Origin of the sequence: Herbaspirillum sp. SJZ106, assembly GCF_006715495.1 — a bacterium.
GTDB lineage: Bacteria > Pseudomonadota > Gammaproteobacteria > Burkholderiales > Burkholderiaceae_D > Herbaspirillum.
In genome coordinates this window covers 452,674-471,007 of the sequence record NZ_VFNI01000003.1, presented here as the reverse complement: position 1 = coordinate 471,007, position 18,334 = coordinate 452,674, and the positions used below count along the sequence as shown (strand labels likewise).

Here is an 18,334-nt window from a genome sequence, read left to right as displayed (position 1 = left end):
GACTGAGTAGCCGCTTTAGCGGCGTATCGAAGGCACAGCAACAAGATTTTGAACATGTTCTAATTAGCGCACAGGCACGGAAAGAAACACACTCATGGAAAACATCGAGCTCTACATGAACCAGATCGGCCAACGTGCGCGCGCAGCTTCGCGCGCCATGGCCCGTGCCGACACCGCCGCCAAGAACCGGGCGCTGGTCCTGATCGCCGCCGCCATCCGGCGCGACGCCGATGCGCTGCGCGCCGCCAATGCCAAGGACTTGGACGCGGCGCGCGCCAATGGCCTGGCCGAGGCCATGCTGGATCGCCTGACGCTGTCCGACAAGGCCATCGCCACCATGGCCGAAGGCCTGGAGCAGATCGCGCAATTGCCCGACCCGATCGGCGAGATCAGCAACATGAAATACCGCCCCACCGGCATCCAGGTCGGCCAGATGCGCGTGCCGCTGGGCGTGATCGGCATCATCTACGAAGCCCGCCCGAACGTGACGGTGGATGCCGCCGGCCTGTGCATCAAGAGCGGCAACGCCACCATCCTGCGCGGCGGCTCGGAAGCGATCCACTGCAACCAGGCGCTGGCCAGGCTGGTCAAGGAAGGCCTGGCCGGCGCCGGCCTGCCGGAAGACGCGGTGCAGGTGGTCGAAACCACCGACCGCGCCGCGGTGGGCGCGCTCATCACCATGCAGGAATACGTCGACGTCATCGTGCCGCGCGGCGGCAAGGGCCTGATCGAGCGCCTGATCAAGGAATCGAAAGTGCCGATGATCAAGCACCTGGACGGCATCTGCCACGTCTACATCGATGACCGCGCCGACGCCCAAAAGGCGCTGGACGTGGCCTTCAACGCCAAGTGCCACCGCTACGGCACCTGCAACACCATGGAAACCCTGCTGGTGGCGCGCGACATTGCCGCCGCCGTCCTGCCGCCGCTGGCCGAACTGTACCACGCCAAGGAAGTGGAGCTGCGCTGCGATCCCGAGGCCGCTGCCATCCTGGCCGGCTATCCGCTGCTCAAGGATGCCGTGCCCGAGGACTGGGACACCGAATACCTGGCGCCGATCCTGTCCATCAAGGTGGTGGCCGGCCTGGATGAGGCGATCGAGCACATCAACCGCCATTCGTCGCAGCACACCGAGAGCATCATCACCGAGGACTACACGCGCGCCATGCGCTTCCTGCGCGAAGTGGATTCGGCCTCGGTCATGGTCAACGCCTCGACCCGCTTCGCCGATGGCTTCGAATACGGCCTGGGCGCCGAGATCGGCATTTCCAACGACAAGCTGCACGCGCGCGGCCCGGTCGGACTGGAAGGCCTGACCTCGCTCAAGTACGTGGTGCTGGGCCAGGGCCAGGTGCGCCAGTAAGCCGCCCCGGCGGCAACATCAGCATTATCGGCAACACCGCAGCAATCAGGTAATCAGGCGGACACAAGCCGCCGCCATCATGTCGCTGGAACAGCCCGCCATGCGAGGACAGGCAGGGGCAGGCGGCGGCCGTCCATCCCATCGACCAGCCAAGGAACACCATGCTCTGGATCAAAGCGCTGCACATCGTCTTCATCGCCTCCTGGTTCGCCGGCCTGTTTTATTTGCCGCGCATCTTCGTCAACCTGGCGCAGGAGACCGAACTGGTGGCGCGCGAGCGCCTGCTGGGCATGGCGCGCCGCTTGTACCGCTTCACCGGCATCACGGCGCTGGCGGCGCTGGGCTCCGGCCTCTGGCTGCTGGCGCTGACCTGGCAATTCTGGCGCGGGCCGGGCAACGGCTGGCTGCACGCCAAGATCTTCCTGGTGCTGCTGGTGATCGGTTACCACCATGCCTGCGGTTCGCTGCTCAAGAAATTCGAACTGGGGAAAAACACGCGCAGCCATGTCTGGTTCCGCTGGTTCAACGAAGTGCCGGTACTGCTGCTGCTGGCCATCGTGATCCTGGTCGTAGTCAAGCCGTTTTAAGCGCGCCGCCGTTCCAAGCGCTTCCGTTTTCAAGCCGTAGATCATCCACTCTCATCAGCCAACCGGAGCCGGTCATGAGCAAAACCTGTGAATACTTCTTCGCGCCGCATTCCCCGTTCGCCTACCTGGGCCACGAGCGCTTCGTCGCCCTCGCCGAAAAATACGATGTGCAGATCCTGCCCAAGCCGTTCGACCTGTCGAAGATCTTCGGCGTCTCCGGCGGCCTGCCGCTGGCCAAGCGCGCCCCGCAGCGCCAGGCCTACCGCTTGAAGGAACTGGCGCGCTGGAGCGAATTCCTCGGCAAGCCGATGATCCTGCAACCCACCTACTTCCCGGTCAACAGCGACACCGCCGCGCGCATGATCATCGCCGCCCAGCTGGCGCACGGCACCGCCGCCTCGCTCAAGCTGGCCGGCGCCGTCATGCGCGGCGTGTGGGAAGAGCAGAAGAACATCGCCGACAACGACACGCTGGCGGCCATCGCCAACGCGCTGGGCCACGATGGCGCGGCGCTGCTGAAGTCGTCGGAAACCGCCAGCGTCCAGGCCGAATTCGACCGTTTCACCGATGAAGCCAATGCCGCCAACGTGTTCGGCGCGCCCTGGTTCATCTATGAGGGCGAAGGCTACTGGGGCCAGGATCGCCTCGACTTCGTCGAGCGCGCATTCGCCAAGTCCTGAGGACTTCAGCGGTAAAATGACGCCGGGCGCGCATTCGCGGCCCGGCGTCCTCATTTGGACATGACATACAACGGACAAAAGGTACCCCCATGCAATCCTTCCAGACCACCTATTCCTACTTCTGCCCCTGCCCGCGCGGGCTGGAAACCGCCCTGGCCGAAGAACTCGATGAAATCGCCCAGCATGCCGGCCCGGCCGCCGCGTTGAAGGTGCACAACCAGGTGCCGGGTGGCGTGCACTGCTCGGGCACGCTGCTGGCGGCCTACCAGTTGAACCTGCATTCGCGCATCGCCAGCCGCGTGCTGCTGCGCATGGCGCACGGTTCCTACAAGAACGAAAACGACATCTACGACCTGACCCTGGCGCAGCCGTGGGAAGACTGGTTCAAGGTCTCGCACACCATCCGCGTGGACATGACGGCCGTGAAGTCGCCGCTGCGCAGCCTGGAGTTCACCACGCTCAAGATCAAGGACGCCATCTGCGATCGCTTCCTCGACCTGATGAAGCTGCGCCCTTCGGTCAACACCAAGACGCCCGACATGCGCATCGCCGGCTTCGTCGACGCGCACAATTACACGGTCTACCTCGACACCTCCGGCGAAGCGCTGTTCAAGCGCGGCTGGCGCGAGGAAACCGGCGACGCGCCGCTGCGCGAGAACCTGGCCGCGGGCCTGCTGCGCACTTCCGGCTGGAAGCCGGGCGTGCCGCTGTTCGACCCCATGTGCGGTTCCGGCACCATCCTGGCCGAAGCCGCGCAAATGGTGGCCGGCGTGCCGCCGGGCGCGCGCCGCCGCTTCGCCTTCGAGAAATTCAGCAACTTCAATGCCGAAGCCTGGCTGGCCATCAAGGGCGACTTCAAGCCCAATCCGCTGCCGACTACCCCGACGCTGTTCGGCAGCGACATCTCGGGCGACATGGTCGAACTGACGCGCCATAACCTGGCGCGCGCCGGCATCCAGTTCGAGATTCCCCTGAAACAGATCGAGGCGCAGGAAGTGAAGCCGCCGGTCGGCGCCGACGGCAAGCCGCTGGTCGGCATCATCCTCACCAATCCGCCCTACGGCGAGCGTATCGGCGTGCGCGGCGACCGCGCCTTGCCGACCGAGGAATTGTTCGCGCAGTTCTTCAGCGCCTTCAGCACGACGCTCAAGCAACGCTTCGCCGGCTGGAGCGTGTTCCTGTTCTCGGCCGACCTCGGCCTGCCCAAACTGATGCGCCTGAAGGAGTCGCGCAAGACGCCGTTCTTCAACGGTGCGCTGGAATGCCGCCTGTTCCGTTTCGACATGGTGGCCGGCTACAACCGCCGCGAGGAAGCCAAGCCGCACGCCAAGAACAGCGAAGACTGAACGCAGCCCCGCCGGCAGGAAGCGATTGCCAGCCAAGAGATTGCCAGTCGATTGTCAACCTCGGCGAGACAATCCTTCCCGCCCAAACGGATTTATCTGCACCCGATCTTTCCCTAAAGTGTCGTCATGGGCAGCCGCTCCACAACGCAATGCGCATCATCCGGCTGCCTCATCCACACACTTATCCGGGGAATATCATGACTACCGTCACCGCCAATACCAAAGCCGACTACGCCGCCTTCCTGCTGCGCGTCACCATGGGCATCTTCTTCCTGGTCCATGCCGGATTGAAGATTTTCGTCTTCACGCCGGCCGGCACCGCGGGCTTCTTCGCCTCGCTGGGCGTGCCCGGTTTCCTGGCCTATCCGGTGATGCTGCTGGAAGTGGTCGGCGGCCTGGCGCTGGTGCTGGGCTACTACGGCCGCTGGCTGGCCATCCCGCTGGCGCTGGACCTGCTGGGCGCGATCGTGCTGGTGCATGGCCCGGCCGGCTTCTTCTTCACCAATCCGAAGGGCGGCTGGGAATACCTGGCGCTGTGGATCGTCGGCCTGGTTGCCGTCTTCCTGCTGGGTGACGGCGCTTTCGCCCTCAAGCGCGAACATCGCAACTAAGAAATCCCAAGTACCCAAATACCGTTCGGACTGGGCAGGCCCGTCAAGGGCCGCATCGAAGACACGCAGACGGCGCGCCTTCGATACGCGGCGCAGCCGCTACTCAGGACGAACGGGGAGTAGCATTACCAACCATTCCACCGGAGAGCGCCATGTCCGATTCCCTACCCCTGCCCTCGCTGTTCGTCTCGCACGGCTCGCCCATGCTGGCCGTGGAACCCGGCCGTACCGGCCCGCTGCTCGCCAGCATCGGCGCGGCGCTGCCCCGGCCCAAGGCGATCGTGATCGTCTCGCCGCATTGGGAAACCGCGACCGCGCGCGTGGGCAACCAGCCCAAGCCGCCGGTGATCCACGACTTCGGCGGCTTCCCGCAAGCGCTCTACCAACTGGATTACCCGGCCCCCGGCCAGCCGGCGCTGGCCGGGCATGTGGCGCGCCTGCTGCGCGACGGCGGCGTGCCGGCCGACGCCGATGGCAGTTGGGGCCTGGACCATGGCGCCTGGGTGCCGATGCGCTACCTGTATCCGCAAGCCGATGTGCCGGTGGTCCAACTGTCGCTGCAGTCGCACATGCCGCCGGACTATCATTATCGGGTCGGCCAGTTGCTGGCGCCGCTGGCCAGGGAAGGCATCCTGCTGGTCGGTTCCGGCAGCTTCACGCATAACCTGCGCGAACTGCGCCGCAACGATCCGGCCGCGACCGACGATGCTGCGCACACGACGGAGTTCCTGCGCTGGTTCCTCGAGCGCATGCATGCCGGCGACCTGCAAGGCCTGTTCGGCTACCGTACCACCGCGCCGCACGCGGTGCGCAACCATCCCAGCGACGAACACTTGCTCACGCTGTTCTTCGCCATGGGCGCGGCCGACGACTGGACGCAGTTCGTGCACCTGGACAGCGGTTCGACGTATCATAGCCTGCGCATGGATGCCTTCGCCTTCGGCTCGGCCTCCAAGCTGTTGGCACAACTACCGGCAGCCGCCTGAGCCATCCGTCTCCGCAAGCCGCGGAACGGTGCTCCCGCGGCGCCGTTGCGGGGATACGGGATTTGAACAAACTGCGCGAAATCGAATGCTTCATCGCCGTGGCCGAGCTGGGCAGCTTCGTGAAGGCCGCCGATGCGCTTGGCATCTCCAAGGCGGCGGTCTCGCGCACCGTCCTTGAACTGGAGGCGCGGCTGGGCTCGCGCCTGATGCAGCGAACCACGCGCCGCCTGTCGCTCACAGAAGCCGGTACGCTGTACCTGGAACGCTGCAAGCAGATCGTGGCCGCCCTGGAAGAGGCCGACGACCTGCTGCTGGCCGGCGCCGCCAACCCCGGCGGACTGCTGCGCATCAACGCGCCGCACACCTTCGGCGTGCTGCACCTGGCGCCGCTGTGGCCGATGTTCCTGGAACGCTATCCCGGCGTGGCGCTGGACATCACGCTGTCGGACCGCATCGTCGACATCATCGACGAAGGCTTCGACATGGCCATCCGCATCGCCCGTCTGTCCGACTCCACGCTGGTGCACCGCAAGCTGGCCAGCACCGGCCTGCTGGTGTGCGCTTCGCCGGACTATCTCGACAAGCACGGCACGCCGACCCACCCGCACGAACTGGCGCAGCACCAGGCCATCAGCTACAGCTATAACACCGGCAAGGACGACTGGCAGTTCAACGGTCCCGAAGGCCCGGTCAGCGTCAAGGTGCGCTCCCGCATGCACGTCAACAACGGCGACAGCTGCGTGGCGGCGGCGCTGGGCGGAGCCGGCATCACGCGCCAACCCACCTTCATGATCGACCAGCATCTGCGCAGCGGCCGGCTGGTGCCGCTGCTCACCGAATACAGCGCGCCGGAACTGGGCATCTATGCCGTCTATCCCAGCCGCGCCCATCTGCCGCCCAAGGTGCGAGCGATGCTGGACTTCCTGTCCGAAGCCTTCAAGCAAGTGCACTGGGACGACTGAGCGCCCCTTCCCTCACCTTCCCGTCCGTCTTCGCCTGGATTCTTCCCGTCGCTTGGGATGAATGCGGCAGTGCAAAATTTTCATCCTTCATCCGGCGCACTTCCCCGCGCGACTGGACTACACTGCGCCCCGCTGAAATTGGTATGACCACTGTATTGGTCGGCGATTCTGTCGCGGATAAGCGACTTCACGGGCATGGCCCTTCATATATGGCTCGCGTTGCGGCACGCGCCCTCCCCCGGCATATGCGCCATCACTCTCCAAACCCGGGACAGGCAGCGATCTGCATGGATGTCCATGACTCGCTTTCACGGCTCTATTCGCGCCGACGCCTGGCTTGACATCTTCTCGCCGATCGCGCAAAGTGACCACATTGCAGACCATATGTCCACATAGTGAACATATGGTGCCGGAAAACACACCAATGAGGAGAACCCAATGAGCAGCGCCCCCATGCCAGCCGACTCGAAGATGATGCCCTACCAATTTCCCAATCCCAAGGAAGCCCCGCTGGAGATCGTGGTCAACCCGGCCATTCCCGAAGACGAGCGCATCTGGGTGCCGCAGGCCGAGAACGTCTGGTTCCGCCCGCTGTGCCTGAACGTTTCGCAAGGCTACTGGACCAACCTGCTGCGCGTGCGCAAGTCCGGCGTGCTGTCGCGCCACCGCCATCCGGCGCCGGTGCACGGCATGGTGCTCAAGGGCAAATGGCGCTACCTGGAACACAACTGGATCGCCGAGCAAGGCAGCTATGTATTCGAACCGCCGGGTGAAACGCACACCCTGTTCGTCCCCGAAGACGTGGAAGAAATGATCACTTACTTCCACATCACCGGCGTGATGTTCTACTGCGACCCCTGGGGCAAGTTCGAGGGCTATGAAGACGTCTATACCAAGCTCGAGATGTGCCGCAAGCATTACGAAGCGGTCGGCCTGGGCGGCGATTACGTCAACCAGTTCGTGAGATAAGCATGAGCACGACCTACAACAACGCCAACTACGATTTCAAGGATTGCGTGGCAGTGGTCACCGGCGGCAACGGCGGCATCGGCGCGGCCATCGGCCAGCGCCTGGCCCGCGCCGGCGCACAAGTGGTGTGCTGGGACCTGAAGGCCGATCCGGCCTCGCCGTTCCGGCAGGAGGAAGTCGACATCACCGACCCGGCTTCCACCGATGCCGCCGCGCAACGCCTGCTGGCCGACGCCGGCCGCATCGATTTCCTGGTCAACAACGCCGGCTATGCCGGCTCCACCGTGCCGCTGGACGAATATGACGTGGCCGAATGGCACCGCATCGTCAACGTCAACCTGCTGGGCGTATTCCACACCTGCCGCAGCGTGGTGCCGGCCATGCGCGCCGCCGGCAGGGGGCGCATCGTCAACATCGCCTCGCTGGCGGGCAAGGAAGGCACGCCCAACGCCTCGGCCTACAGCGCTTCCAAGGCCGGCGTGCTGGCCCTGACCAAGTCGCTGGGCAAGGAACTGGCCAATGCCGGCGTGCTGGTCAACGCACTGGCGCCGGCCGCGGTGAAGACCCAGCTCCTGGCACAGATGTCGCCCGCGCACGTGCAGAACATGATCGACAAGAGCCCGATGGCGCGCCTGGGCACGGTCGACGAAGTCGCCGAGATGGTGGCCTGGCTGTGCTCGGGATCGTGCACCTTCAATACCGGCGCCGTGTTCGACCTCTCCGGCGGCCGCGCGACGTACTAAGGGATTTTGAGACCCATGACCGGAATGGGCCACAGCAAAGAATGATCCGGACAAGAGGCGGTCGCGGGAAGATGCAGCCAAGCAGCATCCCGCGCCGGACCGGCCGGCAACGGCCGACCAAACACGCGCCGGCGGCATCCACAACGCCGGCGACGACAGTGCCGCCCAACCAACCAATGCTTTCCGCATCAAGCATCGCGCAAAGACGATGTTGGCAGGGAGCGACCAAATGGCTTACTCATTCACTTTGGAGACATACTTCATGGAAGTTCAGAAACAAAAGAGCCCCAAGCTCAAACGCATCCAGGTCGTCGCGCTGACGTTCCTGATGCTGGCCGGGATCGTCAACTACCTTGACCGCAGCACCCTGTCCATCGCCAACCATTCCGTGAGCCAGGAGCTGGGCCTGTCGGCCTCGCAGATGGGCCTGTTGCTGTCGGCCTTCTCGCTGGCCTATGCCTTCTCGCAACTGCCCATCGGCGCCATGCTCGACAAGTTCGGCGCGCGCGTGATGCTGGGCGCGGGCATGTTCATCTGGTCGGTGGCGCAGCTGGCCGGCGGTTTCGTCACCAACCTGCAGCAGTTCCTGGTGGCGCGCGTATTCCTGGGCCTGGGTGAAGCGCCGCAGTTCCCGGCCGGCGCCAAGGTGGTGTCGGAATGGTTCGCCACGCGCGAGCGCGGCGGCCCCACCGGCATCTTCGTCGCCTCCTCGACCATCGGCCCGGCCCTGGCGCCGCCGATCCTCACCGTGCTGATGCTGTCCTTCGGCTGGCGCATGATGTTCATCATCATGGGCGTGCTGGGCATCGCGGTGTCGGTCGGCTGGTACCTGTTCTACCGCAACCGCAACGAAGTCGAACTGGCCCCGTCCGAAGTGCTGTACCTGGCCGACGACAGCGACAACGACCCGAACGCCAACGCCAAGCTGACCTGGAACGAATGGAAGAGCCTGTTCAAGTACCGCACCACCTGGGGCATGCTGTTCGGCTTCATGGGCGTGATCTACATGGTGTGGCTGTACCTGACCTGGCTGCCGGCCTACCTGGAGCATGAGCGCCACCTGTCGATCGCGCGCACCGGCTGGGTGGTGGTGATTCCCTACATCTTCGGCACGCTGGGCATGCTGTCTTCGGGCTACATAGCCGACGGCCTGATGAAGCGCGGCATGCCGGCCATCCGCAGCCGCAAGTGGCCGATCTGCGCCGGCCTGATCGGCGCGGGCGCCTTCACCATCCCCGCCGCCTACACCCCCAGCACCACCATGGCGATCGTCTACATCTCGCTGGCCATGGCATTCGTGAACATGGCCTCGGGCGGCGCATGGGCGCTGGTCTCGGTAGCGATTCCGCGCCGCCTGGTGGCATCGCTGGGCAGCATGCAGAACTTCGGCGGCTACCTGGGCGGCTCGCTGGCCCCGGTGATCACCGGCGTGGTGGTGGACCAGACCCACTCCTTCGTCAACGCACTGCTGATCAGCGCCGCCGTGGCCTTTGCCGCCGCACTGGTCTACATGTTCGTGGTCAACAAGCCGATTGATGCGCACGCCTGATCGTCTATGCATCCCGACTCCGTTCGGACTGAGTAGCCCGCAGGGCGAACGGAGTCAACCGCAACATCGCAACGCAGGAGCCTGACCCGATGCCGCCGGCACATACCGCCGGCGGCATCCAGCCAGTCCCCCGCACCATAGAAAACAGCAAAGGAAACCACATGACTTTCTCCGCCGATCTTTTCAAAGGCAAGACCGCGCTGGTCACCGGCGGCACCCAAGGCATCGGCGGCGCCATCGCGCGCCAGCTGGCATCGATGGGCGCCCAGGTGATCGCCGCCGGCCTGCCGCCGTTCGCCACCGACGAATTCAAGGACAGCGGCGTGTCGCTCATCGAGATGAACGTGGCCTCCGAAGACAGCGTGCGCGGCGCGCTGTCCAGGATCGACCGGCTCGATATCGTGGTCAATTGCGCCGGCATCATCAAGCGCGGCGCCGAACTGGAAACCGAGGTCTTCGAACAGGTGATCGCGGTCAACCTCACCGGCACCATGCGCGTATGCGCCGCCGCGCGCGAACTGCTCAAGCAGTCCCAGGGCTGCATCGTCAACACCGCTTCCATGCTGAGCTTTTTCGGCGGCGGCCTGGTGCCGGGCTACAGCGCCAGCAAGGGCGGCGTGGCGCAACTGACCAAGTCGCTGGCGATCGCCTACGCGGCTGACGGCATCCGCGTCAACGCGGTGGCGCCGGGCTGGATCGCCACGCCCCTGACGCAAGCGCTGCAGGACGACCCGGCGCGCGCCGGCCCGATCCTGGCGCGCACGCCGCTGGGCCGCTGGGGCACGCCGCAAGACATCGGCAATGTCGTGGCTTTCCTGTGCACGCCGGCCGCCTCTTTCATGACCGGGACCATCGTGCCGGTCGACGGCGGCTACCTGGTTGCCTGAGCGGCCAACCCATCTCGATTGCATGCCATTTGCCCGCGTCAGCGTCTCCATGCCGGCGCGGGCTTTTTTATCTAGAACTCATTTCATCAATAGGCGTGAGATGCGTTCTCGACCGCTTCGCTATAATCTGGCGCCGTCCCACCACACACCAACCAGCGTCCATCGTCCATGCCCGCCCAAGATAAAGCCACGGAAGACCAGACCAAGATCGCCGGCACCGCCGCCTTCTCCAAGTTCATGGCCGTGCTGCAACTGATCGCCGACCAGGATGCGCCATTGACCATCGCGCAACTGGCCGCCCTTTCCGGCTATCCGCGCCCGACCGTCTACCGCATCCTGGGCGCGCTCATGGCCGAAGGCATGGTGCTGGAAAATCCGCGCACCAAGCAGTTCGAGGTCGGCCCGCGCCTGATCAACCTGGCCAGCCGCGCCTGGGACCGCAGCGACATCCGCGCCACCGCCATCGAGCACCTGCGCGCGCTGCGCGACGCCACCCGCGAAACCGTGCACCTGGCGCTGCCCTCCGACGCCGGCATGGTCTACATCGAGAAACTGGAAAGCCCGCAGGCGGTGCGCATGACCTCGCGCATCGGCACCCGCGTGACGCTCTACTCCAGTTCTGTCGGCAAGTCCTACCTGGCCGCGCTGGACGAAGGCCGCCGCGAACGGCTGATGCAAGGCATCCGCATGCAGCGCTTCACCGAACACACCATCACCGACCTCGCTACCCTGCGCGCCGAGATCGAAGAAACCCGCGCACGCGGCTATGCCGAAGACCGCGAAGAGAACGAGGCGCAGATCTTCTGCTATGGCGCCGCCATCATGGGCCCGGACGGGCTGCCGGCGGCCTGCATCAGCATCAGCATCCCGCTGTTCCGGCGCCTCGACGAGCCGCTGCAGGCCTATGTCAAACCCCTGCTGGAAACCTGCGCCGCCATCTCGCGCAAGCTGGCCGGCCCGGGCTGAAGCGCGCGCCGTCACTCCTCGGCGCGACGGGCTCCGGCGGATCAGGCCTCCGGCGGCAATTCGACCTTGTAGAGCTCGTTGCCGTCGGCGTTGTGCAGCGACACCGTCATCGCCTTCGTCTTCGCATCGATCTTGCCGATGCCGAAGAACTGCAGCAATTCCGCCGGCGAGCGGTTCTGCTTCATGTCTGCCGGAATGCTGACGTAGCGCACATCCGGCCCGAAGGTGCGGTCGATCTCGCCGGGGCCGAAAGTGCCGGCATTGATCGGCCCGCCGACGAATTCCCAGAAAGGCTTGAACTCGGTGAACTGCGCGCGCTCCGGCGAATAGTAAGTGGCCGACGCGTAGTGCACGTCGGCGGTGACCCACACCACGTTCTTGATGTCGTACCGCTTGATGAAGCGCAGCAGCTCGGCCACCTCCAGCTCGCGCCCGGAAGGCTTGCCGTTGTCGGCATTGGCCCAGGCTTCATAGGTGCCTTGCGGCACGTCGGGATTGAGGTCTGGCACCACGATGGAAAGCGGCATGTCGCTGGCGATCACCTTCCAGGTCGAGCGCGAACGCAACAACGCCTGCTTGATCCAGCGCATCTGCTGCGGCCCGAGGAAATCGGCATCGCGCCCGCCCTTCTGGCGGTTGGGCGAATTGACGCCGCGGTAGCTGCGTTCATCCAGCATGAACACCTCCAGCAGCGGGCCGTAATGGAAGGAACGATAGATGCGGAAGGGATCTGCAGCGTCGATGCGGAACGGATTGTGCTCGAACATCGCCTGGCGCGCCCGCGCCGCCAGCACATCCAGGTTGCGCTCGCTGTAACGCTTCTCCGCCTCGCCCATCACCTGGCCCGGATACCAGTTGTTGCGCACCTCGTGGTCGTCCCACTGGACCAGGAACGGCACCTCGGCGCAGAAGCGGCGCTTGCTGGCGTCCAGCATGTTGTAGGCGAAGTTGCCGCGGTAGTCGTCCAGCGTCTGCGCCACCTTCGACTTGGCTTCGGTGACGACATTGCGCCACAGGCTGCCGTCGTCCAGCTTCACCTCGGCCTGGATCGGGCCGTCGGCATAGATCTGGTCGCCCGAGTGGATGAAGAAATCCGGACGGAAGCGGCGCATGCTCTCATACACGCGGTAACCCCCCCAGGCCTCGTTGATGCCCCAGCCCTGCCCGGCCTCGTCGCCGGAGAAGGCGAACGTGATGTCGTCGGCCCGGCCACCGTGCACGCCGCCCGGCACCATCAGGCTGCCGGTGACCGGCTCGCTCAGCGCCGATTCATGCGCCAGGTCCTGGAAGCGCACACGGTAGTGCAGGCGCTGGCCCGCCGGCAGGCCGCGCAAGTCCAGGCGCGCGGTGTAGTCGTTATGCACCGTCGCCAGCGGGCCGGCGATGCGCGTGGCCCCGGTGAAATCCGCATTGGCGGAATACTCCACCAGCATGCGCGCGGGACGGTCGGTACGGCTCCAGACGATGGCCGAATCGCGCGTGACGTCGCCGCTCATCACGCCGCCCGGCATCTGCGGACGCAGGCGCTCGGCGGTGACGATGGCGGGCCCCTGGGCGCGCGCCGGCATGGCGGCGGTTCCCAGCACCGCGCCGGCGCCCAGGCTGGCGCTATCGAGCAGGAAGCGGCGACGTTGCTGGTCGGCTGGATCTTGATGGTCTGGCATGGCAACTCCTCGTGGCAGGTGGCTTGAAGCGTTGCAATCTAGCAATCGCGTATGACCGTCCGATGAAACCATGCCGCCATGCCCGATTTTTCATGGTTTTTCTTTTCCCGGTTCCCTGTTTTTCCGATTCGCACCAAAACATGGCTCCCCACATCGCCAGCAGGCCGGTTTCGCACAAACATCGTGCAAAAAGAGAACCATCCAAAAGAAACAGAATAAAAAATCCCTTCCAGATCAGCCACTTAAAGAAAAATCACCAAAATGGAATGAAATTTGCTTTAAAACGAGGCTTCAATTCGTTTATTGCACAATCTTTGGGAGTTTTCAGGTGGAAGATCACAAAAACGGCGCAGACGCGCTGTTCATCCTGCTCGGCGCCATCATGATCCTGGCCATGCATGCCGGCTTCGCTTTCCTCGAACTGGGCACCGTGCGCAAGAAAAACCAGGTCAATGCGCTGGTCAAGATCCTGGCCGACTTCGCGGTCTCGACCATCGTCTACTTCTTCATCGGCTACTACGTCGCCTATGGCGTCTCCTTTTTCGCCGGCGCCGAAACGCTGGCGCAACGAAGCGGCTTCGAACTGGTCAAGTTCTTCTTCCTGCTGACCTTCGCCGCCGCCATCCCGGCCATCATCTCGGGCGGCATCGCCGAACGCTCCAAATTCAATCCGCAACTGATCGCCACCGCCGTGCTGGTCGGGCTGGTCTACCCGTTCTTCGAAGGCATCGCCTGGAACGGACACCTGGGCCTGCAAGACTGGCTGGCCGCGACCTTCGGCGCCGGCTTCCATGATTTCGCCGGCTCCATCGTCGTGCATGCCGTAGGCGGCTGGATCGCGCTGCCGGCGGTGCTGCTGCTGGGCGCGCGGCGCGGACGCTACAGCAAGGAAGGCGCGGTCGCCGCGCACCCGCCGTCGAACATCCCGTTCCTGGCGCTGGGCGCCTGGATCCTGACGGTGGGCTGGTTCGGCTTCAACGTGATGAGCGCGCAGACGCTGGACAAGATGAACGGCCTGGTGGCCATGAATTCGCTCATGGCCATGGCCGGCGGCACCCTGGTGGCGCTGCTGATGGGCAAGAACGACCCCGGCTTCGCCTACAACGGCCCGCTGGCCGGGCTGGTCGCCGTATGCGCCGGCTCGGACCTGATGCATCCGATCGGCGCCCTGGCCACCGGCGGCATCGCCGGCGCCATCTTCGTGTGGATGTTTACCCGCACCCAGAACAAATGGAAGATCGACGACGTGCTGGGCGTATGGCCGCTGCACGGCCTGTGCGGCCTGTGGGGCGGACTGGCCGCCGGCATCTTCGGCCAGCAGGCGCTGGGCGGACGCGGCGGCGTGGCCTTCATGTCGCAACTGCTGGGCAGCATGCTGGGCATTGCCATCGCGGTCATCGGCGGCTGGATCGTCTACGGCCTGCTCAAGGCCGCCATCGGCATCCGCCTCGACCCCGAACAGGAATTCGAAGGCGCCGACCTGGCCATCCACAAGATCTCGTCGACGGCGGAGCGCGAGACCAGTTGGTGACGTTGATCAATAAAAAAAATACGGTCGCAACAAGATGACTGCCAATGCAAAGACCACCTCTTAAGGTGTAATGCCGCTCAGTTAAGCGCTGAACGGCATTTTTGCTTGTGGAGTCCAGATTCCGTTCGCCCTGAGTAGCTGCGCAGCAGCGTATCGAAGGGCAGGCAAGACTGCTAACGCTGGCACACTGGCTTCGATACGGCCCTGGCGGGCCTACTCAGCCCGAACGGATTCTGATGATTGAGCGAGAGTTAGCCTTAACCGAGCGGCATTACACCCTCTTAAGGTGGCCTTTGCGATATTCGGGTGCAATTGTCGCGAATGCCGGCCATCGGCCAGAAGCAGACTGCCGCGCATTCCCGGTCAGTAACCATCCCAAGTAACGGCTGATATGAAATACTTGCCGTGCAGTGTCTCAGACTGCGACAGAGCCGCCATCCACGAACAACTCGACACCCGCGATGTAATTGCTCTCGGCCGATGCCAGGAACAGCACGGCGCGCCCAACCTCATCCGGTTCCCCCAGGCGCCCCAAAGGTAGCATTTGCTTCAGCGCGTCTTCCATCCCAGGACGCGCTTCAAGGTAATCACGCATCAGGCGGGTCTCGGTTCCTCCAGGCGCTACCACATTCACGCGGATGCGCCGGTCCTTCAGATCTGCAGTCCAGCTGCGCGCAAACGAGCGCACGGCCGCCTTGCTCGCGTTATAGAGCGACTGTCCCGGAAAACCCTTGACGCCAGCCACAGAGCCATTCAGGACGATTGCACCTCCTGGCGACATCAAGGGCAGCGCTTTTTGCACGGTGAACAGCAATCCGCGCACATTCAGGTTAAAGATCCAATCGAAGTCTTCCTCTTCGATCAACCCCAATGGCTTTGCCTCGGTTGAGGCGATCCCGGCGTTGGCGAATAGCACATCGAGTCTTCCGTGGTCGTCATGGATGCGTGCGTAAAGGCGGTCCAGATCGCCCAGATTGGCAGCGTCACCCGATACGCCGACGGCGCCATTTCCGATCTCCCGGACTGCCTGGTCAAGTTTGTCGGGCCTGCGGCCGGTCACATAGACCCGCGCACCCTCTGCAGCAAATAGCTTGGCCGTGGCCAGCCCGATGCCTTCGCTGCCACCGGTGACCGCCACAACCTTGTCTTCGAATCGCTTTGTCATATGTACCCCTTTCATAAGTGGAGAATTGCTCCACTTATTATGTGGAGATATCATCCACTTTTGCAAGCATATTTGAATATGGCGCACAAATTCCCCCTGACAGAAGAACCATCGCTAAGGGCCGATGCAGCCCGCAACCGCGAGCGCATCCTCGCGGCAGCCGAAGAAGTGTTTCTGGAACGCGGGGCCGACGCCTCGCTAGACGACATCGCCAAGCGAGCCAAAGTCGGGATCGGCACCCTGTATCGCCGCTTTCCCACAAGGGAGGCGCTGCTTGCCGCGACGAACGATGAGCGGCTCATGGCGCTGGCCGAGGCCAGCCGAGGGCGCGACGACAAGCTGGATCCGGATGCTTCCGTACGCGCTTTTGTCAGGGATCTGGTGGCGCACGCAACCCACTATCGGGGGCTGGCTGCGGCGCTGGGTACCGTCCTCAATAGCGGCACGCCGGGTTGCCACGCTAGCGGCGAGGAGATGCGACGCCTTCTCCTGCGCGCACAAAAGGCGGGAGCCATTCGCCCGGACGTCTCCGTTGAGGATCTCGTCTGCATAGTGACCGCGATTTCCCTCAGCATCGAACAAGGTAGTACGACGAATTCGCGTGTCGCGCATTTGACCGACCTGTTCCTGGATGGAGTCAGCGTGCGGTAAAGATCGCGGCGAGAAAGTTGGGGCGGCATCAGGTGTCCCGTCCTGAACTAGGTTGACACTTTTCTGACGAGAGGAAGTGACCTGATCTGAATTTTTCGGACCGCTGAAAATGACGGCAACGCCTCTGCCGGGGATACGTCTTCGGTATCGACATGCGACATGCAATAGGACACTTGCGGGATAAAAAGGCCGGTTGAACGGTTTTTATCCGATTCCCTTTATCCCTATCGTTCATCCGGATAACATTGACTGCGCTCATGCCACCCGGCCTTCAAGGAAAGGAATCCCCCAATGACGACCTGTCTTGGTTCCATGTCGCAGGCTCGATGCGCCGCGATCATCTCGCTGGCGTTGGCATTCTCACTGCACAGCGCGCATGCTCAAGCACCGGCCATCCATATATTTCCTGATGCCGCAGACAGCGACCCTATCCAGTTGGAATGGATGGTTGGCGCGCCGCCGCCCGATCAAAAGATATTGCGCTTCGAAGACGGGAGCTATTTCCAGTTTCCTGCATTGCGCTGGAGCGTGGCGCACTTCCGGCAACTGATGCCAACCGTGAATGTCTCGCGCGGCCTGGGCGCCCCGGCGATGCTGCCGCGCGCAATACGCGCGGACATTGATCGGTTGCGCTTTACGCCAGTCGGTTCGGCCACATCGATGACCTGGAAAGAATCGCTAAGCGCCACCTACACCGACGGGATCGTGGTCCTGCACCGTGGCCGCATTGTCTATGAGCGTTATTTTGGCGCGCTTGCCGAAGATGGACAGCACGCCGCCATGTCCGTGACCAAATCGCTGGTCGGCACCTTGGGTGCAACCCTGGTGGCGGAAGGGAAACTCGATGCCGGCAAACGGGTGGCCGACTACGTGCCTGAGCTGGCCGCATCCGCATTCGGCAATGCAACCATACGCCAGATCCTGGACATGACCACCGGCCTCCAATACAGCGAAGACTACGCCGATCCGAATGCACAGGTGTGGGCGCACGCCCAAGCCGGCAATCCGCTGCCCAAGCCAGCCGGCTACACCGGGCCTCGCAGTTACTACGAATTTCTCCAGACGGTTCAGCCCGAAGGAAGCCACGGGGAAAAATTTGCCTACAAGACTGTCAATACCGATGTCTTGGGTTGGATCATCGCGCGCGTGACCGGGAAGAATGTCGCAGACCTGCTGTCCGAACGGATCTGGAGGCGCATCGGAGCGGAGCAGGATGCCTATATGACGGTCGACTCCATCGGAACGCCTTTCGCCGGCGGCGGCCTGAATACCGGACTACGCGATCTCGCGCGTTTTGCCGAAATGCTCCGCCATAACGGCCGCTTCAATGGGCAGCAGATCCTGCCGGAAGCAGCGGTGGCCGACATTCGACGCGGCGGCGACAAGGCCGATTTTGCCAAGGCAGGTTATGCGCAGCTCCCCGGATGGAGTTACCGCGACATGTGGTGGGTATCGCACAATGCGCATGGCGCATACAGCGCGCGCGGCGTTCATGGCCAACGGATTTACATCGATCCGAAAGCCGAAATGGTGATCGTCCGCTATGCCTCGCATCCTGTTGCGAGCAACGCCGCCAATGACCCGGTTACCATTCCCGCCTTCGAGGCGCTGGCCGAGTATTTACTGGCCCGAAAGCATTAACTCCCCAGTTGATGCTCCAGGAATGGCGGATAT

17 protein-coding genes are annotated in these 18,334 nt (G+C 63.7%); 15 read left to right on the top strand and 2 right to left on the bottom strand.

Going from position 1 to position 18,334, the window contains the following annotated elements; all coding sequences use genetic code 11:
• The first annotated feature begins 94 nt into the window (after positions 1 to 94).
• The 12 genes from FB598_RS11950 (at position 95) to FB598_RS11895 (ending at position 11,649) form a co-directional block, all read left to right on the top strand.
• Positions 95 to 1,363: a glutamate-5-semialdehyde dehydrogenase gene (locus tag FB598_RS11950; RefSeq protein WP_141914467.1), complete on the top strand. Its 1,269-nt coding sequence runs from the start codon at positions 95 to 97 to the stop codon at positions 1,361 to 1,363.
• A 161-nt stretch (positions 1,364 to 1,524) separates the two neighbouring features.
• On the top strand, positions 1,525 to 1,950 hold the full coding sequence (locus tag FB598_RS11945; protein ID WP_141914468.1) for a CopD family protein: 426 nt from the start codon (positions 1,525 to 1,527) through the stop codon (positions 1,948 to 1,950).
• Positions 1,951 to 2,024: 74 nt separating this feature from the next.
• On the top strand, positions 2,025 to 2,630 hold the full coding sequence (locus FB598_RS11940) for a 2-hydroxychromene-2-carboxylate isomerase (RefSeq protein WP_141914469.1): 606 nt from the start codon (positions 2,025 to 2,027) through the stop codon (positions 2,628 to 2,630).
• A gap of 89 nt (positions 2,631 to 2,719) precedes the next feature.
• Entirely contained in the window at positions 2,720 to 3,976 is a 1,257-nt protein-coding gene (locus FB598_RS11935) for a class I SAM-dependent RNA methyltransferase (RefSeq protein ID WP_141914470.1), read from the top strand.
• Between the two features lie 197 nt (positions 3,977 to 4,173).
• On the top strand, positions 4,174 to 4,587 hold the full coding sequence (locus FB598_RS11930) for a DoxX family protein (protein WP_141914471.1): 414 nt from the start codon (positions 4,174 to 4,176) through the stop codon (positions 4,585 to 4,587).
• A gap of 152 nt (positions 4,588 to 4,739) precedes the next feature.
• Complete coding sequence (locus tag FB598_RS11925; RefSeq protein ID WP_141914472.1) at positions 4,740 to 5,573, top strand: dioxygenase; 834 nt, start codon at positions 4,740 to 4,742, stop codon at positions 5,571 to 5,573.
• Between the two features lie 62 nt (positions 5,574 to 5,635).
• Positions 5,636 to 6,535: a LysR family transcriptional regulator gene (locus FB598_RS11920; RefSeq protein WP_141914473.1), complete on the top strand. Its 900-nt coding sequence runs from the start codon at positions 5,636 to 5,638 to the stop codon at positions 6,533 to 6,535.
• A 438-nt stretch (positions 6,536 to 6,973) separates the two neighbouring features.
• The gene (locus FB598_RS11915; RefSeq protein ID WP_255464002.1) at positions 6,974 to 7,504 is read left to right on the top strand and encodes a 2,4'-dihydroxyacetophenone dioxygenase family protein; all 531 of its coding nucleotides are present in this window, start codon (positions 6,974 to 6,976) and stop codon (positions 7,502 to 7,504) included.
• Positions 7,505 to 7,506: 2 nt separating this feature from the next.
• Positions 7,507 to 8,247 (top strand): SDR family NAD(P)-dependent oxidoreductase, encoded by a 741-nt coding sequence (locus FB598_RS11910; protein ID WP_141914474.1) that lies wholly within the window; start codon positions 7,507 to 7,509, stop codon positions 8,245 to 8,247.
• 262 nt (positions 8,248 to 8,509) lie between these two features.
• Positions 8,510 to 9,796 (top strand): MFS transporter, encoded by a 1,287-nt coding sequence (locus FB598_RS11905; RefSeq protein WP_141914475.1) that lies wholly within the window; start codon positions 8,510 to 8,512, stop codon positions 9,794 to 9,796.
• Between the two features lie 161 nt (positions 9,797 to 9,957).
• Positions 9,958 to 10,683 (top strand): SDR family NAD(P)-dependent oxidoreductase, encoded by a 726-nt coding sequence (locus FB598_RS11900; protein WP_141914476.1) that lies wholly within the window; start codon positions 9,958 to 9,960, stop codon positions 10,681 to 10,683.
• Positions 10,684 to 10,851: 168 nt separating this feature from the next.
• Positions 10,852 to 11,649 carry an IclR family transcriptional regulator gene (locus FB598_RS11895; protein WP_141914477.1) on the top strand — a complete coding sequence of 266 codons (798 nt, stop codon included), beginning with the start codon at positions 10,852 to 10,854 and terminating at the stop codon, positions 11,647 to 11,649.
• Positions 11,650 to 11,690: 41 nt separating this feature from the next.
• On the opposite strand, the gene FB598_RS11890 is transcribed toward FB598_RS11895, so the two are convergent.
• On the bottom strand, positions 11,691 to 13,313 hold the full coding sequence (locus FB598_RS11890) for an alkaline phosphatase (RefSeq protein ID WP_141914478.1): 1,623 nt from the start codon (positions 13,311 to 13,313) through the stop codon (positions 11,691 to 11,693).
• 328 nt (positions 13,314 to 13,641) lie between these two features.
• Here FB598_RS11890 and FB598_RS11885 point away from each other — a divergent pair, with 328 nt between their 5' ends.
• Positions 13,642 to 14,844 carry an ammonium transporter gene (locus FB598_RS11885; protein ID WP_141914479.1) on the top strand — a complete coding sequence of 401 codons (1,203 nt, stop codon included), beginning with the start codon at positions 13,642 to 13,644 and terminating at the stop codon, positions 14,842 to 14,844.
• Positions 14,845 to 15,259: 415 nt separating this feature from the next.
• On the opposite strand, the gene FB598_RS11880 is transcribed toward FB598_RS11885, so the two are convergent.
• The gene (locus tag FB598_RS11880) at positions 15,260 to 16,009 is read right to left on the bottom strand and encodes an SDR family NAD(P)-dependent oxidoreductase (protein ID WP_141914480.1); all 750 of its coding nucleotides are present in this window, start codon (positions 16,007 to 16,009) and stop codon (positions 15,260 to 15,262) included.
• A gap of 78 nt (positions 16,010 to 16,087) precedes the next feature.
• Between FB598_RS11880 and FB598_RS11875 the strand changes: the two genes are divergently transcribed.
• Both FB598_RS11875 and FB598_RS11870 read left to right on the top strand, forming a co-directional pair.
• Positions 16,088 to 16,660 (top strand): TetR/AcrR family transcriptional regulator, encoded by a 573-nt coding sequence (locus FB598_RS11875; protein WP_141914481.1) that lies wholly within the window; start codon positions 16,088 to 16,090, stop codon positions 16,658 to 16,660.
• A gap of 291 nt (positions 16,661 to 16,951) precedes the next feature.
• Positions 16,952 to 18,301 carry a serine hydrolase gene (locus FB598_RS11870; protein WP_370455015.1) on the top strand — a complete coding sequence of 450 codons (1,350 nt, stop codon included), beginning with the start codon at positions 16,952 to 16,954 and terminating at the stop codon, positions 18,299 to 18,301.
• Positions 18,302 to 18,334 lie beyond the last annotated feature (33 nt).